Raw genomic sequence first — 23410 nt, forward strand, 5'->3', positions numbered from 1 at the left:
AATCGAATGTCAGCAGGGCGTCCCTGCTGAGAGTGGTACGCCCGGCACGCCGCTTCCCCACGACGTGCCGGGCAGTCTGTGTCAGCCCGTGGGGGCTGGGTGCTGCTCCTCGGCGCGGAGGGTTTCGAGGCTCGCCGCTGACGCGTCGAGCACCTCAACCACCGGACTTCCTTCTTCTCGCTCCGCTCGGAGAAGGGCGATCTCGTCCTCGAAGTCGTCGGCGCTCTGGAAGGCGCGGTAGACGGACGCGAAGCGGAGGTAGGCGACCTCGTCGAGCTCGCGCAGCGGGCTCAGGATGGCCAGGCCCACCTCGTGGGCGGGGATCTCGGCCTGCCCGCTGAGGCGCAGCGCGTCCTCGACGGCCTGGCCCAGGCAGGCGAGCTGGTCCTCGGTGACCGGGCGGCCCTTGCACGCCTTGCGGACGCCGGCGATCGCCTTGTCCCGGGTGAAGGGCTCGGTCGCGCCGGAGCGCTTGAGGACGGTCAGCTGCATCTGCTCCACCGTGGTGAAGCGCTTCGCGCAGTCGTTGCAGGTACGACGCCGGCGGATCGAGCTGCCGTCGTCGGCGACGCGGGAGTCGAGCACACGGGTGTCGGTGTTGCGGCAGTACGGACAGTGCATGTGCGGGCCTCCCTCCTCGCTCGTCCGGCGTGGTCTGCGGGCGCGACTCGAACACCCTCTCGGGGTGTCAACGCCTGTGGACCAGCCGGTGATTCCTGTGGACAAGTAGCCTCTGGCTGTGAGGACTGCACCCGGTCCCTGTGGACTAGATGTGGAGAACCACAACGGTGTAACTACTAGATGTAGTGGTAACCGTACGTCGGTGCGGAGACTTCTGCAAGTGGTTCGAAATGATCATCCGGGGGCTACGAGGGGGCCCGGGTAAAACCGCAGGTCAGTGCCTCCGAGGCCCTCGATTTCGGTCTTCGGGTGGCCCGTTCGGGCGGCGTGTCGGGGGTCTCTCCGGGCGCGTTCCGACAACGCCGCACGCCCCCATCGGACACAATGCTCCCGTGGCATCTTCGGGGAAGCGCGCAGGGGCGAGACGGGGCGCTCGCCAGCGCTCCGGGATCAACAGGACCGCGCTCGCGCTGGCCGCCGGGATCACGCTGTGCGTGGTCGCCTGGGGCTACCTGGTCTACCTCGCCATCGACTTCGGCACCTCGGCGCGCAGCGGCCAGTCGTCCTCTTGGGCGTTCCTCGCGCTGGCCTCGATCGGCGCGGTCGCCTGCCTGTTCACCGGCCTGATGCTCATCGCCCGCCTGCTGCGTGCGCTCGGGATCACCTCGGCACCCGACGTACCGTCCGAGCCCGCTCCCCCGCGCGTCGCGGGTGGGCGTCGCGCGGCTCGCTGAGCTTCCTTGTTGCTCAGCGCGTCCTGAAGAAGCGGATCGTGTACGCCGCCACCTGACCCGGCACGCCGTCGACGACGATCCCGCTGACGGTGACCTCCGCCGCACCGACCGGCCTGCTCGGCCAGGCACGGGCCGGCATCTCCCACACCAGCGTCGGCTTGCCCGGGGCGACGTCCGGGGTGCGGAGTCGGATGCCGGAGACCGGCTCGCCGCGGTAGGTGACGCTGACCCGGGCGTCGCTGAAGTCGGTGTCGTCGGCGCCCGAGCCGAGCGACCAGCGCCCGCGGGGGTCGAGCCGGGACGGGAACCAGCCGGCCGTCGGCCATGGCACCCACTGCGGGTCGGGTGCGGCCTCGTCGAACGGGCTGCCGAAGAGGTACGTCACGTTGGCGCGCTCCGTGCCGGCGATCCCGACGGAGCGCAGGTCGGGGTAGAGCAGCCAGCGGCGGTGGCCGACGCGGTGGTTGCCGCCACCCCAGTCGTCGAGGTAGGCCTCGATCTTGTCGCTGTTGCTCTCCCGCGGCGTGCCCTCGTAGAGGTTCGACTGGCTCGCCGCGTCGCGACCCGTCCGCGTCCAGCACGGCCACTCACGCGGCGGGTCGTGGCTGACGGCGTGGTTCGCCGTCATGATCAGTGCCGCGGCCTGGGCGCTGGGGACGACCTTGGTGTCGAGCACGACGGGGTCCAGGCCGGCCATCCGTCGGGCGAAGTTGATGGCGTCGAGCTGTCGTCGCGTCGATCCGTCGGCCAGGCGACCGGGACTGCAGTCCTCGACGCTGCCGCCGATCCAGCGGGGCCGCGACTCCTCACCCCTGACCCAGAACCGGCGGTAGGCCTCGCGGACGCTCGCCCTGCTCGAGGTGTCGATGGGCCCGCTCTCGGCGGTCGTCGATGGTTCGTGCGCCACGTCGTGGCCGACGGCCTGGCTGGTGAGGGGCGTCAGGGTCACGAGTGACGCCGCGAGCAGGACGGCGAACGAGCTGCGTCGGCGCATGGTCTGGCCTCTCGGCGGTGGGGTGGCGAACGTACTCCTCAGCGCTCGTCTGCGTCCTCCACAGCCCGGGAACTGGGGGTCGATCTGGCGCCGCGACTCCCCTAGTTTGGGATTCGTCGTCCGTGCGGGGGCATGGATCCGACGCTCTCGGGAAAGAAGGCCTCCATGAATCGTGGTCGTGTACGCCGCACTCTCGCGGCCGCCTGCGTCCTGCCGCTGCTGCTAGCCGGGTGTTCGGAGGACGAGCCCACGCCCCAGATGCCGGACCCGACCTCCTCGCCATCGGCGGTGGAGACGGACACCGGGCCGGTCGAGCCGACGCTTCCGCCGGAGGCGGAGGGGGATGGGGTGGAGGCCGCGGAGGCGTTTGTGAGCTACTACTTCGCGCTCCTCACCTACTCACAGGAGTCGGGCGACACGACGCGGCTCCAAGACGTCGCAATCGCGGGTTGCGAGACCTGTCGAGGCGCGCTGGACGCCGTCCGTCAGACATACCAGGCCGGCGGCACCATTCAGGGCGGCGCCTACGAAGTCGTGTCGATACGCGCCTCCGATAGGGGGCAGTTGCCGGGAGGAGGCTCTTCCTTCGCCGGACGCGTCTCCGTTCACCACTCCGAGCAGGTGATCCGCGGCAGCAAGGTCGACGGGCTCGACGGGACCTACCCCGCCGGCAGGTCAAAGTTCGACTTCACAGCCGTCCGTCAAGCCAGAGGCAACTGGCAGATGGCCGATTGGACGCTGCTATGAGTTCGCGCGCTAATCGATGGGTGATCGCGGCTGCTGTGGCGCTCGCTGCATTCACTGCCGCAGGGGGATCTCACCCCGCAATTGCCCTCGGCGGGGAAACTGAGGGTGCTGAAGGCAGCGGCACTGGCATCGTGGTCTACGCGCAACAGCAAGAGGATGCGTCTGACGGGACTTCCGGCACAGCCCAGTCCACGTCAGACACAGGCGGTTCCGATCAGTCCGCTAGCCCCACCACTTGGGTGCTTCAGCCAGCATGCGACACCGTGAGTCCGTCCGGATGCGTCGGGACATACATCTGCGAGGACGGCACGCCGGCAGCAACCTGGTTTGAGCTGGCAGCCAATGGAGACGTCATCGACCAAGCGACGCAGTGCCCCGGGGATCCGCCGCCCACGCAGACCACGCAGACTCCGGTCGACATCCCCGGCGAAGTCCTCGCGGCCTTCAAGAAGGTCCCACTCCCGGAGTCCACGATCAACGTCCAGCCCCCGGGCGGCGAGACCCTGGTCAACCTCCCGACGATCCTGTCGACCGCAGCGGAGCGCACCCAGATCCCGGTCCACCTCGGCAAGGTCAACCTCGACATCACCCTCGAGGTCTGGCCCAGCCAGTTCGTCTGGCACCACGGCGACGCCACCACGCAGACGACCACCACACCCGGGAAGCCATGGACCAAGGGCGCCGACACCGCGGATCTCATCACCCACACCTACACCAAGACCGCCGAAGGGCTCCAGCTCAGCGTCGACACCACCTGGGCTGCGCAGTTCAAGGTTGCCGGCCAAGGCGACTGGCGCCCCGTCGACGGCACCGTGACCATCGGCGGCACCCCGGTCACGGTCGCCGTGCTCGAGGCCAAGCCCCAGCTCGTCCGCTGATCCAACGCCTCCGACCCGTCCAACCCGGCCTGAACGGGACAGCGGCCTGACAGGTCCACCAGACGGACCGCACGGGCCGCCATCCGTTCCCGGGTCCGCCGCAGGCCCCCGGACACGGGGCTGGACCGGGTGAGGTGCCCGAGACGCCGCAAGGGGCGGGCCCGAACGGGCCCACCCCTTGTCTTCCCCGGTCCCGCCAGCCGGGGTCGAGTCGGCTGGCGGAAATCAGAAGGTCAGTCGTTGCTGACCGGCACGCGGAGCTTCTGCCCCGCGGAGAGCGCGACGCTGTCGAGGGCGTTGAGCCGCTCGATCTCGCGCATGGTGGTGCGAACGTCGCCACCGTCGGTGAGCTCGGAGGCGATGCTCCACAGGCTCTGGCCGGGCTCGACCATCACGATCTCGGTGGCCGGCGCCTGGCCGGCCTCGTCGGTGCCGACCGCGACGGAGCCGAGGAAGAAGCCCGCGCAGAGCACGATGGCCAGCGCCGCGAGCAGCACGACGAGGCGGCCGCGGCGCGTCAGTCGCACGGACGGCTTCGGCGCACGGGCAACCCGAGCGGTGCGGGTCGGGGCAAAAACAGGTGAGACGGTGGCGGTGCTCATGGTGGCCTCCAGGGGAAGAGTCAGCCGGTAGGTGGTGTCGACCGGATCGGTCAGGACTTGTCTAGAGGGAGCCACCGACAATGGGTGGTTCGCTCAGACGTTCGATCGAGCACGTGTTCGACAGTAAAGCGTGTGTTCGAACGACGCAAGGGCTCTGACGAACATTTGTTCGAGCGAGATTTCGTCCTAAGCAACGACACGCGGTTCGAACAAATGTTTGAAGTCCCGGCGGCGACAGGACTACGGTTGAGCCCAGCAGTTGAGAAGGCAGCCGAGACAGGCCGTCGAGACAGGCCCAGCAGCAGGAGGACGTACATGGCCAGCAAGGACCGCAGCGGCAAGGTCGTCGAGATGCCTGACGGCCCGCCCGACGCGACCGGACTCACCCCGCGTCAGCAGCGCGTCCTGGCCACCATCAAGGAGGCCATCGAGACCCGGGGCTACCCGCCCAGCATGCGCGAGATCGGCGCGGCCGTGGGGCTCACCAGCTCCTCGAGCGTCGCCCACCAGCTCAAGGTGCTGGAGGAGAAGGGCTTCCTCAAGCGCGACCCCAACCGTCCGCGCGCCATCGAGGTCTTCCTCCCCGAGGTGATGGCCGCCCGTCGTTCCATCTCCAGCGCCGACGAGACCAGCATCGACGAGACCGACATCGGCAACACCGCGCCCCCCGCGACGTACGTCCCGATGGTCGGGCGCATCGCGGCCGGTGGTCCGATCCTGGCCGAGGAGCAGATCTCCGAGGTCTTCCCGCTCCCCAAGTCGCTGGTCGGCGAGGGCACGCTCTTCCTCCTCGAGGTCTCCGGTGACTCGATGATCGACGCGGCGATCTGCGACGGCGACTACGTGGTGATCCGTCAGGAGCAGACCGCCGCCAACGGCGACATCGTCGCGGCGATGATCGACGGCGAGGCCACGGTCAAGACGTTCCAGCGCAAGGACGGCCACGTGTGGCTGCTCCCCCACAACGACGCCTACGAGCCCATCGACGGCACGCACGCCACCATCCTCGGCAAGGTCACCGCGGTCCTGCGTCGCATGTGAGGCGTCCCTCGGGGATCCCTGATACCCAGGTAAGGGGAGCGACGGGGAATTACCCGATGCAATTGTTGGCCGGACGACGTTCACTGGACCAGTGACCTTTCTCGACGCAGCGCCCGCGACGACGGTGGCTGCCAGCCCCCGTCGCGACGGGCTGCGCGAGCTCGGGGTCCTTGCGCTGGTGTACGTCGGGTACGCCGCCAGCCGGGTGCTCGCCGACGACACCCTGTCCCCCGCCGTCACCCGTGCCGTCCGCATCCTCGACGTGGAGCGCCTGCTGCGCCTCGACGTCGAGGGTGGGCTCAACCGCTGGTTCGTCGAGCACGACACCGTGGGCGTCGCAGCGTCGTTCTACTACGCCGGCGCCCACTACGTGCTGACCCTGCTGGTCGTGATCTGGCTCTTCCTCCGGCACCGGGACGCCTACGCGCCGGCCCGGCTCGCCCTGGTCGGCGCCACGGGGGTGGCCCTGGTCGCCTACCTGACGATGCCCACCGCGCCGCCGCGCCTGCTGGGCGGGTGGACCGACCTGCTGGCCCTGCACTCCGCCGCCGGCTGGTGGGGCGGGGAGGCCTCCGCGCCGCAGGGCATGGGCTGGCTGACCAACCAGCTGGCCGCCTTCCCGAGCATGCACGCCGGCTGGGCGTTGTGGGTGGCGCTCGCGGTCACCCACGTCGTACGACGACGTGCGGTCGTGGTGTTCGCCTGGACGCACGCCGTGCTCACCGGCATCGTCGTGGTCGGCACCGGCAACCACTGGGTGCTCGACGTGGTCGCCGGCTGGGCGGTCGTCCTGATCGCCTGGCAGGCCGTCGGCCCGCCCTCGGTGGGGAACGAGACCGGCCCGACCGCGGCCGGCGCGGCCGATCCGGTTCCCCACGCACCGGCACGGGGAACGCACTCGGCCCCCGAGCGCACCGAGGGGCCGATCCGGTTCCCCAGGCCGCGCGACTCCGAAGACGACGCCAACGCCGACGCGGACCGCCCCGCGCGGCACTGAGCGACGACGGGCCACGCCGCCGGCAGCCGGGGGTGGACTGTCGCTCCAACGCAGGGTGAACGGACGGTGCTCACACCCGTTCCGGCGTGATCTCAGTGCGGGTTCGTCGTTCACTGGAGTGTGACCACCCTGCATCGACGTACCGTCCTCGCCTCCGGCGCCGCCGCCGGCGCCGGTCTCGCGGCCGCCGCCCAGAGCCCGGCCGCCGGCCAGCTGAGCCCGCCGGGGATCTTCCGCCACGGCGTGGCCTCGGGCGACCCGCTGGCCCGCCAGGTCGTGCTCTGGACGCGGGTCACCCCGAGCCCCGACGCCACCCCCGGCTCCGGGCTGGGACCGGCGACGAAGGTCCGGTGGGAGGTCGCCCGGGACGCGTCGTTCCGCAAGGTCGTCAGCGCCGGCACCGTCACGACCACGGCCGCGCGCGACCACACCGTCAAAGTGGACGCAGGCGGCCTGGAGCCGGAGACCTGGTACCACTACCGTTTCGTGTCCGGCGGTGTCACGAGCCCGGTCGGGCGCACCCGCACCGCCCCCGACGAGGCGTCCACCCCCGACCACCTCCGCCTGGGCGTCGTCAGCTGCGCCAACCTGCAGGCCGGCTGGTTCAGCGCCTACCGCCACCTCGCCGCCCGCGACGACCTGCACGCGATCCTGCACCTCGGCGACTACCTCTACGAGTACGGCCCGGGCGAGTACGGCTACGGCCGGGCCAACGTCGACGTACGCCCCCACGACCCGGCCACCGAGATGGTGCAGCTGGCCGACTACCGCCGCCGCCACGCGCAGTACAAGCAGGATCCCGACCTCCAGGCACTGCACGCGCGCTACCCCTTCATCGTCACGTGGGACGACCACGAGGTCACCAACGACGCGTGGCGCGGGGGCGCCGAGAACCACCAACCGGAGGAGGGCGACTACACCCTGCGCCGGGACCGGTCGCACCGCGCGTACGACGAGTGGATGCCGGTGCGCATGGACGGCACCGCGACCCTCGACGACGGCACCCGGCTCTTCCGCCGCCTCACCTTCGGGCGGCTGGCCGAGATCAGCATGCTCGACCTGCGGACCTACCGCGACCAGCAGGCGGCGACGCCGCTGCTCGACCCCGCCGTCGACGACCCCGAGCGGACGATCGCGGGGCGCGCCCAGCTCGACTGGCTCAAGGCGTCGCTGACCGCTCCTGCCCAGTGGAAGCTGGTCGGCAACCCGGTGATGATCGCGCCGGTCACCTTCGCCCAGGTCCCGCAGGCCCTCATCGGTCCCGTCGACGACGTGACCGGGATCCTGCCGCGCGACGGCGCGCCGTACAACGTGGACCAGTGGGACGGCTACACCGACGACCGACGCGAGGTCCTCACGCACATCCGCGACCGGGGCGTGCGCGACGTCGTGTTCCTGACCGGCGACATCCACTCCGCCTGGGCGTGCGACCTGCCCTACGACGCCGCGACGTACCCGCTGGGCGACTCCGCGGGCGTCGAGTTCGTGTGCACCTCGGTGACCTCCAACAACCTGGACGACATCACCGGCGCACCCCCGAGGACCGCCAGCCTGACCGTCGAGGCGGCGATCCAGACCAGCAACCGCCACGTGCGCTACCTCAACTTCGACGACCACGGCTACTCCGTGTTCGACGTGACACCGGCGCGGGCCCAGATGGACTACTACGTCATCGGCGACCGCGCGGACCGCAACGCACCCGCCGCCTGGGCCACGTCGTGGGCGACGCGGTCCGGCACCAGCAAGGTCATGCCCGTCGACCGGCCCGTCACCGGCGCCTGAGGAGGAACCATGTGCGAGCCCACCCCCCACACCCGACGCCCCGCCTTCGCGGACGGTCTCGACGAGATCCGCACCGGACGCCGGTCGCTGCTGAAGGTCGTCGGTGCCGGCGGTGCCGCCGTGGCGATCTCCACGGCGGTCGGCAGCGCGCCCGCGGCAGCGGCCCGGTCACCGAAGCGGGCCTACGTCCTCGTCCTCGACGGGTGCCGCCCGGACGAGGTCACCGCCCCCCTGATGCCGCGGGCGGCCGCGCTGAGGGACGCGGGCCTGAACCACCCCTTCGCCTCCTCGATGCCGATCATGGAGACGATCCCCAACCACGTGATGATGATGACCGGCGTGCGACCGGACCGCAGCGGCGTCCCGGCCAACTCCGTCTACGACCGCACCGAGGGGGTGGTCCGGGACCTGGACCGGCCCGGCGACATCACCATCGGCACGGTGATCGAGCGCCTCAACGACGCCGGGCTCACGACCGGCACGGTGCTCAGCAAGGAGTACCTGTACGGCGTCTTCGGCGCCCGGGCCACCCACCGCTGGGAACCGGCGCCGGTGATCCCCGTCTCGGGGCACGCCCCCGACGTCGCCACCATGGACGCGGCGCTGGCGATGCTCGACGCGCACGACCCGGACATGGTCTTCATCAACCTCGGGGACATCGACCGGGTCGGCCACTCCGACCTCACCGGCCCCCTCTCGCTGCGGCTCGCGCGGCAGGCGGCGCTGGCGGCCACCGACCTGCAGGTCGGCCGCTTCGTCGACGAGCTCGTCCGGTCGGGGCGCTGGCAGGACTCGATCGTGATCGTCCTCGCCGACCACTCGATGGACTGGTCGCGACCCGCCTCGATCATCCACCTGCAGCCCGTCCTCGACGCCGACCCGCTGCTCGCCGGCCACGTGGTCATCGCCGACAACGGGGGCGCCGACCTCCTCTACTGGACGGGCGACCCCGCCTCACGGGGCGCCGCCGTGGCCAGGATGATCGCCCTCGCCTCCGACACCCCGGGAGTGCTCGAGGCACTCGACCCGCTCGTCGACCCGACCCTGCGGACCGGCCCGCTCGGCGGGGACGTCGTCGTCCATGCCCGGGCCGGCTGGCGCTTCACCGATCCCGACATCTGGTCCAACCCGATCCCCGGCAACCACGGTCACCCGGCCACCCGGCCGATCCCGTGGTTCATCGGCGGCGGGCACCCCGTCGTACCGCGCGGTGCCACCGCCTCCGAGCAGGCCCGCACCCTCGACGTCGCCCCCACGCTCGCGGACTTCTTCGGGGTCGGGGCGCCCGTCGGCGGGTACGACGGGACGTCGCGGCTGGCGTGAGGCGCGCGGTCGCCGAGGACCGGCGCGGCGGGGCCTCAGCCCGCGGCGAGCCGCGCGAGGGCCTTGCGGACCAGCGCCGGGTCGGTGGTGGTCCACATCGGCGGCAGCGAGGCCTTCAGGAACCCGCCGTAGCGGGCCGTGGCCAGCCGGGGGTCGAGGACCGCGACGACGCCGCGGTCGGTGGTGGTGCGGATCAGCCGCCCGGCCCCCTGGGCCATCAGCAGCGCGGCGTGGGTGGCGGCGACCTGCATGAAGCCGTTGCCACCGGCCTTGTCGGCCGCCCGCTGGCGGGCCGACATCAGCGGGTCGTCGGGGCGCGGGAACGGGATCCGGTCGATGAGCACCAGCTGGCAGGTGTCCCCCGGCACGTCCAGGCCCTGCCACAGCGACAGGGTGCCGAAGAGGCAGGTGTGCGGGTCCCCGACGAACTGCTTGGCCAGCTCGGGGAGCTGGGCGTCACCCTGCGCCAGCGTCGTGAGGTGCGGCAGCTTCTCGCGGACGTGCTCGGCCGCGGCCTCGGCGGCGCGACGCGAGGAGAAGAGCCCCAGCGTGCGGCCGTCGGCGGCGTCCACCAGCTCGCAGATCTCGTCGAGCTGCGCCTTGACCAGGCCGTCGCGCCCGGGCGGCGGGAGGTGGCGGGCGACGTACAGGATGGCCTGCTGGCCGTAGTCGAACGGCGAGCCGACGTCGATCCCGCGCCACGGCAGCACACCGTCGGGGGTGTCCTCCGGGGACGGGCCCCCGGCCTCGACCCGCTCGGTCGGCTTGAGCCCGATCGAGCTGGCGACGGCGTTGAAGTCGCCGCCCAGCATCAGGGTGGCGCTGGTGAAGACCACCGTCTTGTCGGAGAGCAGCTTGTCGCGCATCTGCCCCCACACCTGGAGCGGCGCGACGTGCAGCCGTGCGGGGATGCGGGTCGCTGCCTGCGGCGGCGGCTCGCTGAGCCACAGCACGTCGGACTCGAAGGCCGCGGCCATCCGCTCGGCGTGCGCGAAGACGTCCTGCACCATCCCCTTGGCCTGGGTGCGCCCCGGGTCGCCCTCGCCGTCGCCGGCGGTCTCGCGGGGGTACGCCGACAGGCAGGCGCGCGCTGCGTCGCGCACCAGCTCGAGCGCCGCCCCGAGCTGCTCCGGCATCCGCTCGATGCGACCGGCCGAGGTCGCCTCGAAGGCGTCCGACAGCGCGTCGGCGGCCTCGGCCAGCGCGTCGGCCGAGTCGTCCTCGACGATCCGCTGGGAACGCCGGGCTGCCCGCTCGACGTCGCCGACGGCCAGCTCGTCGGTGGCGGCCTGGGTGACCCGGGCGGTGAGCTCGTGGGCCTCGTCGATGACCACGGCGTCGTACTCCGGGATCATCGGCACGCCCTCGATGGCGTCGATGGCCAGCAGCGAGTGGTTGGTGACGATGAGGTGGGAGCGCTGCGCCTTCTCCCGGGCGAGCTCGGCGAAGCACTCCTGACCGAACGGGCACTTGGCCGCGCCGAGGCACTCGCGGTGGTTGACGCTGACCTGGCGCCACTCGCGGTCGGTGTGGCGCGGGGCGTTGTCACGCTCGCCGGTGCCGCCGTCCTCGGCCTCCTCCTCGGCCCAGCCGCGCAGCTCGAGCACCTTCTCGGCCATCGACCCGACGGGGACGTCGACCAGCGCGCCCTGGTCGTCCGGCACGCCCTCGCGGATGCGGTGCAGGCAGGCGTAGTTGGAGCGGCCCTTGAGCACGGCGTACGACGCGTCGACCTGCGCGCCGACGGCCTCGACGAGCCGGGGGATGTCGCGCTCGACGAGCTGGTGCTGGAGCGCCAGGGTGGCCGTGGCGACCACCACCCGCTCCTTGTGGAGCAGGCTCGGGACGAGGTAGGCCAGCGACTTGCCGGTGCCGGTGCCGGCCTGGACGAGCAGGTGCTCGCCCTCGGTGAAGGCGGTGGCCACGGCCTCGGCCATCTCGACCTGGCCCGCACGCTCCTGCCCCCCGAGCGCCGTGACGGCCTCGTGGAGCAGGGTGGTCACGCGGGAGTCGGAATCAGGCACCGGAGCACCCTATGCGGCGGCACCGACAGTCGCCGACGCCACTCCACAGGCCCCCGGAGGGAGCGGCCGAGCCGGTCAGATGACGGCCCCGGAGTCGTCGGGCGTACGCACGACCTTCTCCTTCTTGACCCGGCCCATCGGCCACTTCTGCTGGAAGTAGGTCAGCATCGGGGTGGCGGTGAAGACCGAGGAGTAGGTGCCGACGATCAGGCCGACCAGCAGGGCGATCGCGAAGTCCCGCAGCGAGTCGCCACCCAGGATCGCCAGGGCCGCCAGGATGAACATCGTGCCGAGACCGGTGTTGACCGTGCGAGGCATCGTCTCGATGGCGGCCCGGTTGGCCATCGTGTCGAACGAGTCCTCCGGCCGGGACCCGTGCCAGCGCTCGCGGATCCGGTCGAACACGACGACCGTGTCGTTGACCGAGAGGCCGATGATCGTCATCGCGGCGGCCAGGAAGATGCCGTCGATCGGCTTCTCCAGCCACGCGAAGAGACCGACGACCAGGATGACGTCGTGGGCCATCGCGACCACGGCGGAGACGCCGAAGGTCCACTTGAAGCGGACCGCGAGGTAGAGCAGCTGGGCGAGGAGCGCGATGCCGAAGGCGATCAGGGCCTTGTCGCGCAGCTCCTGGCCCAGCGAGGCGCCGATCGTCTGGTCGTCCTCCTTGGTGACGGTGCCCCCGACGGTCTGGAGCGCCTCCTCGATCTGCTGCTCCTCGTCGTTGCTGATCACACCGGTGCGGACCGTGAAGTCGGCGGTGTCGGCCTCCTGGACGACGGCGTCCGGGAAGCCGGCGTCGGCGATCGCGGCGCGCGCGTCGTCGACCGAGACCTCCTCGCTCACCGAGTAGTCGAGCTGGCGGCCGCCCGAGAACTCGACGCCGAGGTTGAGGCCCTGGGTGACGATGCCCGAGATGGCCAGCACCAGCGCCGCACCGGAGATCCCGAGCCACATGCGGCGCTTGCCCATGATGTCGAAGTCGGAGCGGTCGAGCCAGGCGCGGACCCGGCCGATGTTGCCGAGCCCGCTGATCGCGGGGCGGCGCTCGACGGCCTTGGTGGACACGCTCAGCTCGGCAAGCACCCGGGCGATGACCAGCGCGGAGATCATCGAGGCGATGACACCGATGGACAGCGTGACGCCGAAGCCCTTGATCGGGCCGGAGCCCAGGATGAAGAGCAGGGCGGCCGCGAGGAGGGTGGTGACGTTGGAGTCGATGATCGCGCTCCACGCCTTGTTGAAGCCCACGGCGAGGGCGCGCCGCAGCCCGGCCGAGGGGTAGGCGGCGTACTCCTCCCGCGCTCGCTCGAAGACCAGCACGTTGGCGTCGATGGCCATGCCGATGGCCAGCACGAAGCCGGCGAGGCCGGGGAGGGTCAGCGTGGAGCCGAGCGCCAGCAGCATCGCGTAGGCGATGAGGGCGTACGACGCCAGCGCGAGCGTGGCCATCGCGCCGACGAGGCGGTAGACCACGACGATGAACAGGCCGGTGAGGATGAGCCCGATGATGCCGGCCTCGATGGAGGCGTTGATCGCCTCCTCGCCCAGGGTGGGGCCGACGAGGCGGTCGGAGATGAGCTTCAGCTCCAGGGGCAGCGCGCCGCCCTCGATCAGGGCGGACAGGTCCTGGGCCTCGGCCAGGGTGAAGTCACCGGTGATCTCGGTGCTGCCGCCCTGGATGCCGACGTCGCAGCCCACGCCCTCGTTGACCTGGGGCGAGGTGATGATCTCGTCGTCCAGCACGATGGCGACGCGCCGCTTGGGGTCGCCCGTGGGGTTGCACGCCGCCTTGCCGGTGACGTCGGCCCAGGCGTCGCCGCCCTTGCCGCTGAAGTCGAGCGAGACCGAGTAGGCGACGCTGTTCTGCGGCTGCACCGCGTCGGCGCCGGTGATGTCGGAGCCGGCGAGCACCGCCGGGCCGACCTCGAGCCAGTCGCCCTGGTCGGAGGGCAGGATCTGGTTGCCCTTCTCCTCGGCCTTCGTGACCTGGTCCTCGGTGGGCTTCGACGGCAGGCTCTTGAGGACGGGGTGGGCGGAGAGCTGGGCGGTCTGGCCGATCCGCTCCTCGGCCCGCTGGGCCTCCTCGTCGCTGCTGACACCCGGGAGCTCGACGAGGATCCGGTTCTCGCCCTGGCGCGCCAGGGTCGACTCGGCGACGCCGAGGGCGTCCACGCGCCCGCGCAGCACCTCGACGGTCTTGTCGACGTTGGTCGCGTTGGCCTCGACCGAGCCGGTGCTCTCGGCCTGGAAGACGAACTGCGCACCACCGCGCAGGTCGAGGCCCAGGTTGGGCTTGACCCCCAGCGTCAGCGCGAGGCACCCGCCCAGGAGACCGAGGACGAGCAGGAAGCGAACGAGGGCACCGCGTGACATGGGCGACATCCTCTACCACGAGTGGTGAGGCCCGTGAATCGGCCTCAGACGGCGTACGGCTCCAGCTCGCCGGCCAGGTCGGCGTTGGCGCGACCGGAGACCAGCGATCCGTCGGCCGTGTGCTCCAGGGAGGTCATCTCGCCCTCCTGGTGCAGCCGGTTGATGAGGTCGCCGCGCTCGTAGGGCAGCAGCACGGAGAACTCGACGGTCGGACGGGGCAGATCGGCCTCGACTGCGCTGAGGACGTCCTCGATGCCCTCCCCCGTGCGGGCCGACACGACGACGCTGTGCGGCTCGCGGGCCCGGAGCCGGGCGAGCACGAGCGGGTCGGCGGCGTCGGCCTTGTTGATGATGACCAGCTCGGGCACCTTGTCGGCGTGGATCTCGGCGAAGACCTCCCGGACCGCGGCCAGCTGGCCCTCGGGGTCGGGGTGGGAGCCGTCGACGACGTGCAGGATCAGGTCGGACTCGGCGACCTCCTCCAGCGTCGAGCGGAACGCCTCCACCAGCTGGTGGGGCAGGTGCCGCACGAAGCCGACCGTGTCGGACATCGTGTAGATACGGCCGTCGCGGGTCGTCGTACGCCGCGTCGTCGGGTCGAGGGTCGCGAACAGCGAGTCCTCGACGAGGACGCCAGCGTCGGTGAGCCGGTTGAGCAGCGACGACTTGCCGGCGTTGGTGTAGCCGGCGATCGACACGCTCGGGATGTGGTTGCGGGAGCGCTCCTGGCGCATCGTCTCGCGGGTGCCCTTGAGGTCCTTCAGCTCGCGCCGGAGCTTGGCGATCTTGGTGTTGATGCGGCGTCGGTCGGTCTCGATCTTGGTCTCACCGGGACCGCGGCCGCCGATGCCGCCGCCGTCCGCGCCGACGCGGCCACCCGCCTGGCGGGAGAGGTTGCCACCCCAGCCGCGCAGGCGCTGCTTCATGTACTGCAGCTGCGCGAGCTCGACCTGGGCCTGGCCCTCCTTGGACTTCGCGTGCTGGGCGAAGATGTCGAGGATCAGCGCGGTGCGGTCGATCGCCTTGACCTTGAGCTTGTCCTCGAGGTTGCGCAGCTGGCTGGGCGCCAGGTCGCCGTCGAGGATGACCGTGTCGGCGCCGGTGGCCTGCACGATCTCGCGCAGCCCCTCGACCTTGCCGCGCCCGATGTACGTCGCGGGGTCCGGCTTGGTGCGGCGCTGGTAGATCGCGTCGAGGACCTCGGAGCCGGCCGTCTCGGCGAGCAGCGCCAGCTCGGCCATCGAGTTCTCGGCGTCGGTCACGGTGCCGTCGATCCACACACCGACCAGGACCACCCGCTCGAGGCGCAGCTGGCGGTACTCGACCTCGGTGATGTCCTCGAGCTCGGTGCGCAGGCCGGCGACGCGGCGCAGGGCGTGACGTGCCACGAGGTCCTGCTCACCCGTGGTGAGGTCGTCGGCCTCCTCGGGGTCGGGACCGTCGGCGGAGAGGATCTCCTCGTCGGCGTAGCCGCTCTCCCAGTCGGAGCCGTCGCTGCCCTCGGAGTCGTCGTCCCAGGCGCGGGTCGCGTCGAGCTCGGCGTCGAGGCTGAAGTCAGGTGCGTTCGTCATATGCCGTCAAGAGTAGGCCGACACCCCACGGACCGCGACTCAATTCGTTCCTCCGGCGTCGCCCCCGGCGTGGGCCCGAGGATCAGCGACGCGGGCGGACCTCGCGTGACCGCGCCCCGGTGCACCCCACATCGGCGGCGACCGTGACGTAGTACGTGGCGCCCCGCCGGACCCGCGGGATGCGGTACCGGCCCCGGTCGGTCGTGGGCCGGATGACCAGGCGGCGGTCGGCGCCGCGCCTCTTCTGCCACAGGGTCACGGCAGCGCCGGCCTCGCAGGCGCTGGCGTCCGAGGCCACGACGCCGGTCAGCGCGTGTCGCCGGGCCCGGTAGCGCAGCGACACGGTGCGCGCGGCCGCCGCGGGGGTGGTCGCCGCCGGCGGAGTCGTCGGAGCGGTCGTCGGAGTGGTCGTCGGCGCCGGGGCCGGGGCCGGCGCCGGGGTCGGAGCCGGCGTGGGAGCCGGGGTCGGCGGAGGCGTCGGCGGGTACGGCGTGGCGTCGCAGGCGTCCCCGATCCCGTCACGGTCGCTGTCGGTCTGGTCGTTGGCGAGCCGCTGGCAGTTGTCCACGGAGTCGTCGGCACCGTCGCCGTCCAGGTCCGCGTCGCACGCGTCCCCGACTCCGTCAGCGTCGAAGTCGCGCTGGTCGTCGTTGGCCACCATCGGGCAGTTGTCGACCGAGTCGGGCCGGAAGTCACCGTCGACGTCGCAGTCGGCGTAGGTGATGGTGTACCGGACGTTGTCGATCCACCCACTCTCGGACTCCGTGCTGACGGTGCCGAAGGCGCGTGCGAAGCCCTCCCGCGCCACGTCGTTGCCCGCGGTGGCCTGGTAGCGGCCGGGAGGATCACCTGGCCGGTAGAAGCCGTCGGTCCATCCCGACTGCACGAACTCGTAGGTGCCGGGCACCATCTCGGACCACTGCACGAGCGCACCGGACCCGGCCCCGGTGGCGCTGACCACGACGCTCATCATCTGGTGGTCCGGCCCCAGCGGCACCACGTCGAAGGCGATGTCGACGGAGCGGACCTCGGACGTCCCCGGCGAGCGGTAGGGCGACGCCACCGAGCTGCCACCGAGCGTGACGGAGCACGGCATCGGCTCACCCGCGGACGAGGGTGCCGCCCCCAGGGCGGCGAGGCCGGTGGCGCCCAGCAGCACGGCGAGCGCGGCGCCCAGCAGGCGGCGCGGGCGGAACGGTCGATCCATGGGACGTCCTGTCGACGGCGGCGGGTCGAGCCGTCCCTTCCCGGTCCCGCTGCCGATCAAACGCGCCGGTGCGACCGCCTACTTCGGAGGCATCCGGATGCCACCGTCGACGCGGATGGTCTCCCCGTTCATGTAGGAGTTGGTGAGGCACTCCACGACCATGCTCGCCAGCTCCTCGGCGTGACCGAGGCGCTTGGGGAAGAGCACCGACTCGCCCAGCTTGGCCTTGAAGGCCTCCGGCTCCGGGAACGCGTCGTAGATCGGGGTGTCCACCAGGCCCGGCGCCACCGTGTTGAGGCGGATGCCGGAGGCCGCGAGGTCGCGCGCCACCGGGAGCGTCATGCCGACCACGCCGCCCTTGGACGCGGAGTACGACGCCTGGCCGATCTGGCCGTCGAAGGCCGCGACCGAGGCGAGGTTGACGATCGCGCCGCGCTGGCCATCGGCGTCCGGCTCGTTGCGCGACATCGCGGTGGCGGCCTGGCGGGTCATGTCGAAGGTCCCGATGAGGTTGATCTCGACGACCTTGCGGAACGCGCCGAGGTCGTGCGCCGAGGCGAGCTCGCCGTCGCGACCGATCGTGCGCTGGGCCCAGCCGATCCCGGCCGAGTTGACGCAGGCACGCAGCGGGGCGATCTCCGCGGCCGCCTCGACGGCGCCCGCGATCTGCTCGGTGTCGGTGACGTCGACGCGGGCGAAGACGCCCTTGATCTCCGCGGCGAGGGCCTCGCCCTTCTCGGCGTCGATGTCCGCGACCACGACGATCGCGCCGCGGGCGGCGAGGGCTCGGGCGGCGGCGGCGCCGATGCCCGACGCCCCTCCGGTGACGATGGCGGAAGCTCCGGTGATGTCCATGCGCGCGAGCATATTCGCCGGTCCCGGCCGGCTTGCCTGCGCACCCGCGCGGGACTGGAGCTGCATCTGACCTTCGTTGCCTGCGCACCCGCGCAGCCAAGGGAGGGAGCACCACCGTCACGGCGGCACACCCGCACAGGTAAGGGACCCAGCACCACCGTCATGACTGCGCACCCGCGCCACCACTCAGAGGTCGGTCTCGCCCTCCGCGACCAGCTCGGCGGGACCCGTCATCAGCACCCGGTCGTCCTGGGTCCACACGATGTCGAGACGACCACCGGGGACGTCGACGCGGTACGACGTGCCGCGCGGCGCGTCGTCGGCCAGCGCGGTCGCGACCATCACCGCGCAGGCGCCGGTGCCGCAGGAGAGGGTCTCGCCCGACCCGCGCTCGTGCACGCGCATCGCCACGTGCCGCTCGCCGCGGCGTACGACGAACTCGACGTTGACGCCGTCGGGATAGACCTCGTGGTCGTAGCCGGGCTCGACCAGCAGCGAGCCCGCCTGGTCCAGGTCGTCGACGTGGGCCACCGCGTGCGGGTTTCCCATCGAGACGTGGCGGGCTTCGTGCGCGGTGCCGTCGACGGTGACCGTCGTCGCGTCGTACACGCGCGGGGAGCCCATGTCGGCGGTGAGCAGGCCGTCGCCTGCGTCGCTGAGCACCTTGACGCCGTCGCGTGTGGCGATCGCGATCGGGAAGGGCTCGCCCTCGTGGTCGTGGAGGTAGCGGGCGAAGACGCGCACGCCGTTGCCGCACATCTCGCTCAGGGAGCCGTCGGCGTTGCGGTAGTCCATGAACCAGCCGTCGCCCTGACGCACCGCCCGCAGCACACCGTCGCCGCCGATCCCCGCCCGGCGGTCGCACAGCGCGCGGACCCGGGCGGGATCGAGGTCACCGTGGACGGTGCCGTCGGGGTCGGGCAGCACGACGAAGTCGTTCTGGGTGCCGTGTCCCTTGAGGAAGCGGTAGCTCACTCCCCCAGTGTCGCAGGCACCGCAGCGCTCACCGCACGACGCCGGTCACCGCACGACGCCGGTCACCGCACGACGCTGTGCCGCAGGCAGGCGAAGTCGTGGTTGCGCTCGACCTCCTCGAGCCGCAGCTCGACGTGACGCGGCAGGACCGGGGCACCGGCGCCGAGGGTGACTGGGGCGTACTGGATCCAGACCTCGTCGAGGAGCCCGGCGTCGTGGAACTGCCCGACCAGGTCCCCGCCGCCCACGAGCCACACGTCCTTGCCATCGGCCGCCTCGACAGCGGCCGCGTGCACCGCCTCGACCGGGTCGGCGCTGAACCTCACCGCCTTCACCGGCTCGAAGGTGCGGTGGGTCATCACCCAGGTCGGCAGGTCGCCCCACGGGTCGTCGTCATGGTCGAGGATCCACTGCCACGTGGTGGCGCCCATGACGCAGGCGCCGATCCGCTCCCGGAACGCCGAGTAGTGCATCGGGCCGTTCTCGTCGATGTCGCGCGAGGTCAGCCAGTCCAGCGAGTGGTCGGTCGTCGCGATGAAGCCGTCGAGCGAGCAGCCCGTGTAGTAGATGGTGCTCATGGCCGGCCCGGCTCGACGACGCGGGCGGATCCGCCGCCCCGACGCACCGGCTCGGAGACCGCGGTCAGCAGCCCACCGGCACCGAACTCGATCGCCGTGGCGGCACCGATCTCGGAGGCGCTGGTGAAGGCGTCGCCGGCCGGTGCCAGCTTGTGGCCCAGCGCGGTGAGGCCCGGACCGTAGGCGGTGATGAAGGCCGGCTCGGCGGTCACGCTCGCGGTGTTGCGCTGCGCGGCCCGCGGCGCGGCGATCGCCCCGGCGACGTCCATCCGCAGGTCGATCCGGTTGACCAGCATCTGCAGCACGGTGGTGATGATCGTGGAGCCGCCGGGCGAGCCGAGCGCCATGAACGGCTTGCCGTCCTTCAGCACGATCGTGGGGCTCATCGAGGAGCGCGGCCGCTTGCCGGGCTGGATGCGGTTGGGGTCGGCCGGGTCGTAGACGGTGGAGAAGTCGGTGAGCTCGTTGTTGAGCAGGAAGCCGTGGCGCGGCACGGTCATCCCCGAGCCACCCGTCTGCTCGATGGTGAGGGTGTACTCCACGACGTCGCCCCACTTGTCGGCCACCGTGAGGTTGGTCGTCGAGATGTTCTCGGTGTCGGCGTCGTCGCTGCCGCGGGCTGCCGGGGCGTCACACACCCCGTCGTACGACGTGACGTCGCCGGCCGCGGTCGGCTTGGTCATCGCGGCGGTCGGGCTGATCGCGCAGGCGCGCTCGGCGGCGTACCGGTCGTCGAGGAGCCGGCCCACGGGGACGTCCACGAAGGCCGGGTCGCCGACGTACTTGCCACGGTCGGCGAACGCCAGGGCGCTCGCCTCGAGGTAGTGGTGGAGGGCCTGGGTGGTCGTCATCGAGGAGAGGTCGTAGCGCTCGAGGATGTTGAGTGCCTCACCGACGGTGGTGCCGCCGGACGAGGACGGGTTCATCCCGTAGACGTCGTAGCCGCGGTAGCGGGTGCGGCTCGGCTTCTGGTTGAGCACCTTGTAGTTCTTCAGGTCCTTGCGCGACAGGTAGCCGCGCGGGACCGGCAGCTCGGTGCTCGGGGTGGTGCGCGGGTCACGGACGATCTTGGTCATCAGCCGGGCCAGCTTGCCCTCGTAGAACGCGTCGACGCCCTCCTCGCCGAGCATGGCGTACGTCGTCGCCAGCTGCGGGTTCTTGAAGATCGACCCGACCTCGGGGGCCTCGCCGCCCGGCAGGAAGAGCTGGCGGCTGGCCCAGTAGGCGTTGAAGCGCTCCTCGTTGTCCACCGTCTGCTGGTGGAACGTGTCGTCCACGACGAAGCCGCGCTCGGCGACCTTGATGGCCGGCTTGAGGGCCTGGGCCAGCGACAGGGTGCCGTAGCGCTTGAGCGCCCGCGCCCAGGTGGCCGCGGTGCCCGGGACACCGACGCTCACGCCGCTGGTCACCAGGTCGGGGGTGAAGGTGTAGGGCTTGCCGGTTGCCGGGTCGACGAACGCGTCGTTCGGCATCGTCGCCGGCGCGGTCTCGCGTCCGTCGATCGTGCTGACCTTGCCGCTCTTCGCGTCGTAGTGGACGAAGTAGCCGCCGCCCCCGATGCCGGCGCTGTAGGGCTCGGTCACGCCCAGGGTCGCGGCCGCGGCGACGGCGGCGTCCGCCGCGTTGCCGCCCTTCTTCAGGACCTTCAGCGCCGCCGCGCTGGCTTCCGGGTCGACCGTGGTGACCGCGCCGCCGTAGCCCACCGAGGTCGGCACCTTGGCCGTCGGCCGGGCCGCCGGGGCGGGCGTCGGCTCGTCGGCCGGGGCCGGGGCGGCGGACACGAGGAGCCCAGCGACCAGCGCGGACGTGGCGAGGGCGGGTAGGGCGATGCGCATGGCGGCCTCCGAGACGGCACCGAGGGACGGGGGTCCCACCCTGCGCCCCCGGGCGTGTGGTTGTCGATCCCCTCAGGGGTGGACGCTCTCGCGGACGGCCTCGACGGCGGCGAGCACGCGCTCGAGCCGCTGCGGGTCGTCGTACGCGACCCAGACGACGCGCGGGTCCTTGCGGAACCACGAGTCCTGGCGCCGCGCGAAGCGCCGGGTCGCGGCCTGGGTGCGGGTGATCGCGTCCTCGCGGCCGAGCTCGCCACGGAGGTACGCCGCCGCCTCGCGGTAGCCGATCGCCCTGCCGGCGGTGCGTCCCTGCTCGAGCCCGAGGTCGAGCAGCCGCTCCACCTCCTCCACCAGCCCGTCGTCGTACATCTCGCGGACCCGCCGGTCGATGCGGGCGTCGAGGGCGGGCCTGTCGATGTCCACGCCCACCTGCAGGGTGAGCGGGTCGGCGTACTCCAGCTGCGGCAGGCTCGCGGACCACGGGCGACCCGTGAGCGCGATGACCTCCAGCGCGCGCACCACGCGGCGGCCGTTGTCGACCAGGATCCGGTCGGCGGCCTCGGGGTCGAGGCGGGCGAGCCGCTCGTGCATCGCGGCAGGCCCGACACGCTCGAGCTCGGCCTCGAGCTCACGGCGAAGCGAGTCGTCGGTGCCGGGGAACTCGAAGCGGTCGAGGATCGCGCGGGTGTAGAGCGCCGAGCCCCCGACCAGGACGGGGGTGGCGTCGCGGCCGTGGACCTCCGCGATCACCGTCCGCGCCCAAACCTGGAACTGCGCCACGGTGGCGGTCTCCGTGACGTCGAGCAGGTCGAGCAGGTGGTGCGGGATGCCGCGGCGCTCGGCGGGGGGCAGCTTGGCGGTGCCGACGTCCATCCCGCGGTAGACCTGCATCGCGTCGGTGTTGACCACCTCGCCGCCGACCCGCTCGGCGAGGTCGAGGCCGAGGCCCGTCTTGCCGGACGCGGTGGCCCCCACCACGGCGACCGTCACGGGATGGGTCGCGTCGGGCATGGTCGGTAGTGTTCCAAACGAGTCGCGGCCCGCTCGGGCCGCTCCGGACCACGGAGGACCAGATGGGTTTCCTGGACAACGCCAAGGCCAAGCTCACCGACGCCGTCGACAAGCACGGCGACAAGATCGCGGACGGCCTCGACAAGGCCGGGGCCGCCATCGACAAGAAGACCGGCGGCAAGCACAGCGACCACATCGACACCGGGATCGCCAAGGCCAAGCAGGGCCTGGAGGGGCTCGACGGCAAGGACGACGACCTCCGCGCGTCCACCACCGAGCCGACCCCGGACCCCGACGTGGTGCCCTCGCCGGGCCCCGGCCCGGTCCCGGCCCCGCCTCCCGTGCCGACCCCCGACCCCGACAACCCGGGACTGCCCACCGACCCGACCAACCCGGCCACCGGGACGGCGCCCCGCCCCTGAGGCCCACCCCCTGAGGGGGTGAGCACCGGCGGCGACGCCGACGTTAGGTTGACGGCGTGACAGAGCGCTTCGTGGTCGTGCCGGCCTCCTACGTCTACCTGCTGCGCGACGGCTCCGACGGCGGCACCGAGGTGCTGCTCCAGCTGCGGCAGGGCACGCCGTACATGGACGGGCACTGGGCCGCCGCCGCGGCCGGCCACGTCGAGCGCGGGGAGACGGCGTACGACGCCGCCCTGCGCGAGGCCGCCGAGGAGCTCGGGCTGAGCGGCATCGACCTCGACTTCGAGTTCACCATGCACCGCACCCGGGGCGGCGAGGCCATCGACGAGCGCGTCGACTGGTTCTTCACCGCACGCTCGTGGGAGGGCGAGCCGCGGGTGATGGAGCCCGAGAAGTGCGCCGAGCTGCGCTGGTGCCCCCTCGACGCGCTGCCCACGCCGGTGGTGCCGCACGAGGCCTTCGCGCTGAGCAGGCTCGGCAGCGGCGAGCGCTACCTCGCCCACGGTTTCGACCACCCAGAGGAGGGACAACGATGAACAACGAGGACCTCGGTCCACAGCCCGATCCGGTCATCGAGGACGGGGAGCCCAACCCCGGCGGCGCCGACGCGGTGTCCGGCGACCCGGCCGACGAGGGGCTCGGGCGCGACCTCCACCCAGAGGCCAACCCGGCCGTGGACGACGTGCTGCCCGACGAGATCGCCCAGGCCGACGACAAGAGCCAGTCCCCCGAGGGCGAGGCCGACGACCAGGAGTCCGGCACGCAGGAGGACCCCGACGCCGGCCAGGAGGCCGAGGACGGGTCGGCGGAGCCGCCCGCCTGAGCACTCCCCCG

The 23410-nt window shown here is 71.9% G+C and carries 21 protein-coding genes and 2 pseudogenes; 10 read left to right on the forward strand and 13 right to left on the reverse strand.

Annotated elements, in window-relative coordinates; genetic code table 11:
- Nucleotides 1-81 precede the first annotated feature (81 nt).
- A complete protein-coding gene (gene nrdR, locus ASG94_RS06190; protein ID WP_056925461.1) occupies nucleotides 82-621 on the reverse strand; it encodes a transcriptional regulator NrdR in 540 nt (179 codons plus the stop codon).
- A 392-nt stretch (nucleotides 622-1013) separates the two neighbouring features.
- Between nrdR and ASG94_RS06195 the strand changes: the two genes are divergently transcribed.
- Nucleotides 1014-1355, forward strand: coding sequence for a hypothetical protein (locus ASG94_RS06195; protein ID WP_156411438.1), 342 nt, complete (start codon nucleotides 1014-1016; stop codon nucleotides 1353-1355).
- Between the two features lie 13 nt (nucleotides 1356-1368).
- On the opposite strand, the gene ASG94_RS06200 is transcribed toward ASG94_RS06195, so the two are convergent.
- Nucleotides 1369-2349 carry a CAP domain-containing protein gene (locus ASG94_RS06200; RefSeq protein WP_056925463.1) on the reverse strand — a complete coding sequence of 327 codons (981 nt, stop codon included), beginning with the start codon at nucleotides 2347-2349 and terminating at the stop codon, nucleotides 1369-1371.
- Between the two features lie 132 nt (nucleotides 2350-2481).
- Between ASG94_RS06200 and ASG94_RS06205 the strand changes: the two genes are divergently transcribed.
- Together ASG94_RS06205 and ASG94_RS06210 are read left to right on the forward strand one after the other, a co-directional pair.
- On the forward strand, nucleotides 2482-3096 hold the full coding sequence (locus tag ASG94_RS06205; RefSeq protein WP_156411439.1) for a DUF6318 family protein: 615 nt from the start codon (nucleotides 2482-2484) through the stop codon (nucleotides 3094-3096).
- Nucleotides 3097-3359: 263 nt separating this feature from the next.
- Entirely contained in the window at nucleotides 3360-3974 is a 615-nt protein-coding gene (locus tag ASG94_RS06210) for a hypothetical protein (protein ID WP_056925465.1), read from the forward strand.
- A 233-nt stretch (nucleotides 3975-4207) separates the two neighbouring features.
- On the opposite strand, the gene ASG94_RS06215 is transcribed toward ASG94_RS06210, so the two are convergent.
- The gene (locus ASG94_RS06215; protein WP_056925466.1) at nucleotides 4208-4501 is read right to left on the reverse strand and encodes a LysM peptidoglycan-binding domain-containing protein; all 294 of its coding nucleotides are present in this window, start codon (nucleotides 4499-4501) and stop codon (nucleotides 4208-4210) included.
- A gap of 390 nt (nucleotides 4502-4891) precedes the next feature.
- On the opposite strand from ASG94_RS06215, the gene lexA reads away from it, so the two are divergent.
- The 4 genes from lexA to ASG94_RS06235 all read left to right on the forward strand — a co-directional run bounded on the left by lexA (nucleotide 4892) and on the right by ASG94_RS06235 (nucleotide 9719).
- Entirely contained in the window at nucleotides 4892-5617 is a 726-nt protein-coding gene (gene lexA, locus ASG94_RS06220; RefSeq protein ID WP_056925467.1) for a transcriptional repressor LexA, read from the forward strand.
- A gap of 91 nt (nucleotides 5618-5708) precedes the next feature.
- Nucleotides 5709-6614 carry a phosphatase PAP2 family protein gene (locus ASG94_RS06225; protein ID WP_056925468.1) on the forward strand — a complete coding sequence of 302 codons (906 nt, stop codon included), beginning with the start codon at nucleotides 5709-5711 and terminating at the stop codon, nucleotides 6612-6614.
- A 120-nt stretch (nucleotides 6615-6734) separates the two neighbouring features.
- Nucleotides 6735-8396: an alkaline phosphatase D family protein gene (locus ASG94_RS06230; RefSeq protein ID WP_056925469.1), complete on the forward strand. Its 1662-nt coding sequence runs from the start codon at nucleotides 6735-6737 to the stop codon at nucleotides 8394-8396.
- Between the two features lie 9 nt (nucleotides 8397-8405).
- Nucleotides 8406-9719: an alkaline phosphatase family protein gene (locus ASG94_RS06235; RefSeq protein WP_082623967.1), complete on the forward strand. Its 1314-nt coding sequence runs from the start codon at nucleotides 8406-8408 to the stop codon at nucleotides 9717-9719.
- Between the two features lie 35 nt (nucleotides 9720-9754).
- Here ASG94_RS06235 and ASG94_RS06240 read toward each other — a convergent pair whose 3' ends face one another.
- The 10 genes and pseudogenes from ASG94_RS06240 to miaA form a co-directional block, all read right to left on the reverse strand.
- Nucleotides 9755-11743, reverse strand: a complete 1989-nt coding sequence (locus ASG94_RS06240; protein WP_442938459.1) for an ATP-dependent DNA helicase — start codon at nucleotides 11741-11743, stop codon at nucleotides 9755-9757.
- A 75-nt stretch (nucleotides 11744-11818) separates the two neighbouring features.
- The gene (gene secD, locus ASG94_RS06245) at nucleotides 11819-14122 is read right to left on the reverse strand and encodes a protein translocase subunit SecD (protein ID WP_056925471.1); all 2304 of its coding nucleotides are present in this window, start codon (nucleotides 14120-14122) and stop codon (nucleotides 11819-11821) included.
- A 44-nt stretch (nucleotides 14123-14166) separates the two neighbouring features.
- Nucleotides 14167-15693 carry a GTPase HflX gene (hflX, locus tag ASG94_RS06250; RefSeq protein WP_056925472.1) on the reverse strand — a complete coding sequence of 509 codons (1527 nt, stop codon included), beginning with the start codon at nucleotides 15691-15693 and terminating at the stop codon, nucleotides 14167-14169.
- Between the two features lie 466 nt (nucleotides 15694-16159).
- Nucleotides 16160-16354, reverse strand: a pseudogene (locus ASG94_RS22640) (thrombospondin type 3 repeat-containing protein); the annotation flags it as partial.
- A pseudogene (locus ASG94_RS22590) lies at nucleotides 16343-16900 on the reverse strand (thrombospondin type 3 repeat-containing protein); the annotation flags it as partial. The pseudogenes ASG94_RS22640 and ASG94_RS22590, both read right to left, overlap by 12 nt.
- Nucleotides 16901-16978: 78 nt before the next feature.
- Nucleotides 16979-17755: an SDR family NAD(P)-dependent oxidoreductase gene (locus ASG94_RS06260; protein WP_056926324.1), complete on the reverse strand. Its 777-nt coding sequence runs from the start codon at nucleotides 17753-17755 to the stop codon at nucleotides 16979-16981.
- Nucleotides 17756-17941: 186 nt separating this feature from the next.
- Nucleotides 17942-18730, reverse strand: a complete 789-nt coding sequence (gene dapF / locus ASG94_RS06265; RefSeq protein WP_056925474.1) for a diaminopimelate epimerase — start codon at nucleotides 18728-18730, stop codon at nucleotides 17942-17944.
- 62 nt (nucleotides 18731-18792) lie between these two features.
- Nucleotides 18793-19308 carry a dihydrofolate reductase family protein gene (locus ASG94_RS06270; RefSeq protein ID WP_056925475.1) on the reverse strand — a complete coding sequence of 172 codons (516 nt, stop codon included), beginning with the start codon at nucleotides 19306-19308 and terminating at the stop codon, nucleotides 18793-18795.
- A complete protein-coding gene (ggt, locus tag ASG94_RS06275; protein WP_056926325.1) occupies nucleotides 19305-21143 on the reverse strand; it encodes a gamma-glutamyltransferase in 1839 nt (612 codons plus the stop codon). Before ggt ends, ASG94_RS06270 begins: the two co-directional genes overlap by 4 nt.
- A gap of 72 nt (nucleotides 21144-21215) precedes the next feature.
- Nucleotides 21216-22154, reverse strand: a complete 939-nt coding sequence (gene miaA, locus ASG94_RS06280; protein WP_056925476.1) for a tRNA (adenosine(37)-N6)-dimethylallyltransferase MiaA — start codon at nucleotides 22152-22154, stop codon at nucleotides 21216-21218.
- Nucleotides 22155-22216: 62 nt separating this feature from the next.
- Here miaA and ASG94_RS21275 point away from each other — a divergent pair, with 62 nt between their 5' ends.
- Genes ASG94_RS21275 through ASG94_RS22335 form a run of 3 tightly spaced genes read left to right on the forward strand, consistent with a single transcriptional unit; the run spans nucleotide 22217 to nucleotide 23399 of the window.
- Entirely contained in the window at nucleotides 22217-22576 is a 360-nt protein-coding gene (locus tag ASG94_RS21275; protein ID WP_082623968.1) for an antitoxin, read from the forward strand.
- A 56-nt stretch (nucleotides 22577-22632) separates the two neighbouring features.
- Nucleotides 22633-23112, forward strand: coding sequence for an NUDIX hydrolase (locus ASG94_RS06290; protein WP_056925477.1), 480 nt, complete (start codon nucleotides 22633-22635; stop codon nucleotides 23110-23112).
- Nucleotides 23109-23399 carry a hypothetical protein gene (locus tag ASG94_RS22335; RefSeq protein ID WP_056925478.1) on the forward strand — a complete coding sequence of 97 codons (291 nt, stop codon included), beginning with the start codon at nucleotides 23109-23111 and terminating at the stop codon, nucleotides 23397-23399. Before ASG94_RS06290 ends, ASG94_RS22335 begins: the two co-directional genes overlap by 4 nt.
- The last annotated feature ends 11 nt before the right edge of the window (nucleotides 23400-23410 follow it).

The sequence above is a fragment of the Nocardioides sp. Soil805 genome (assembly GCF_001429625.1).
GTDB lineage: Bacteria > Actinomycetota > Actinomycetes > Propionibacteriales > Nocardioidaceae > Nocardioides.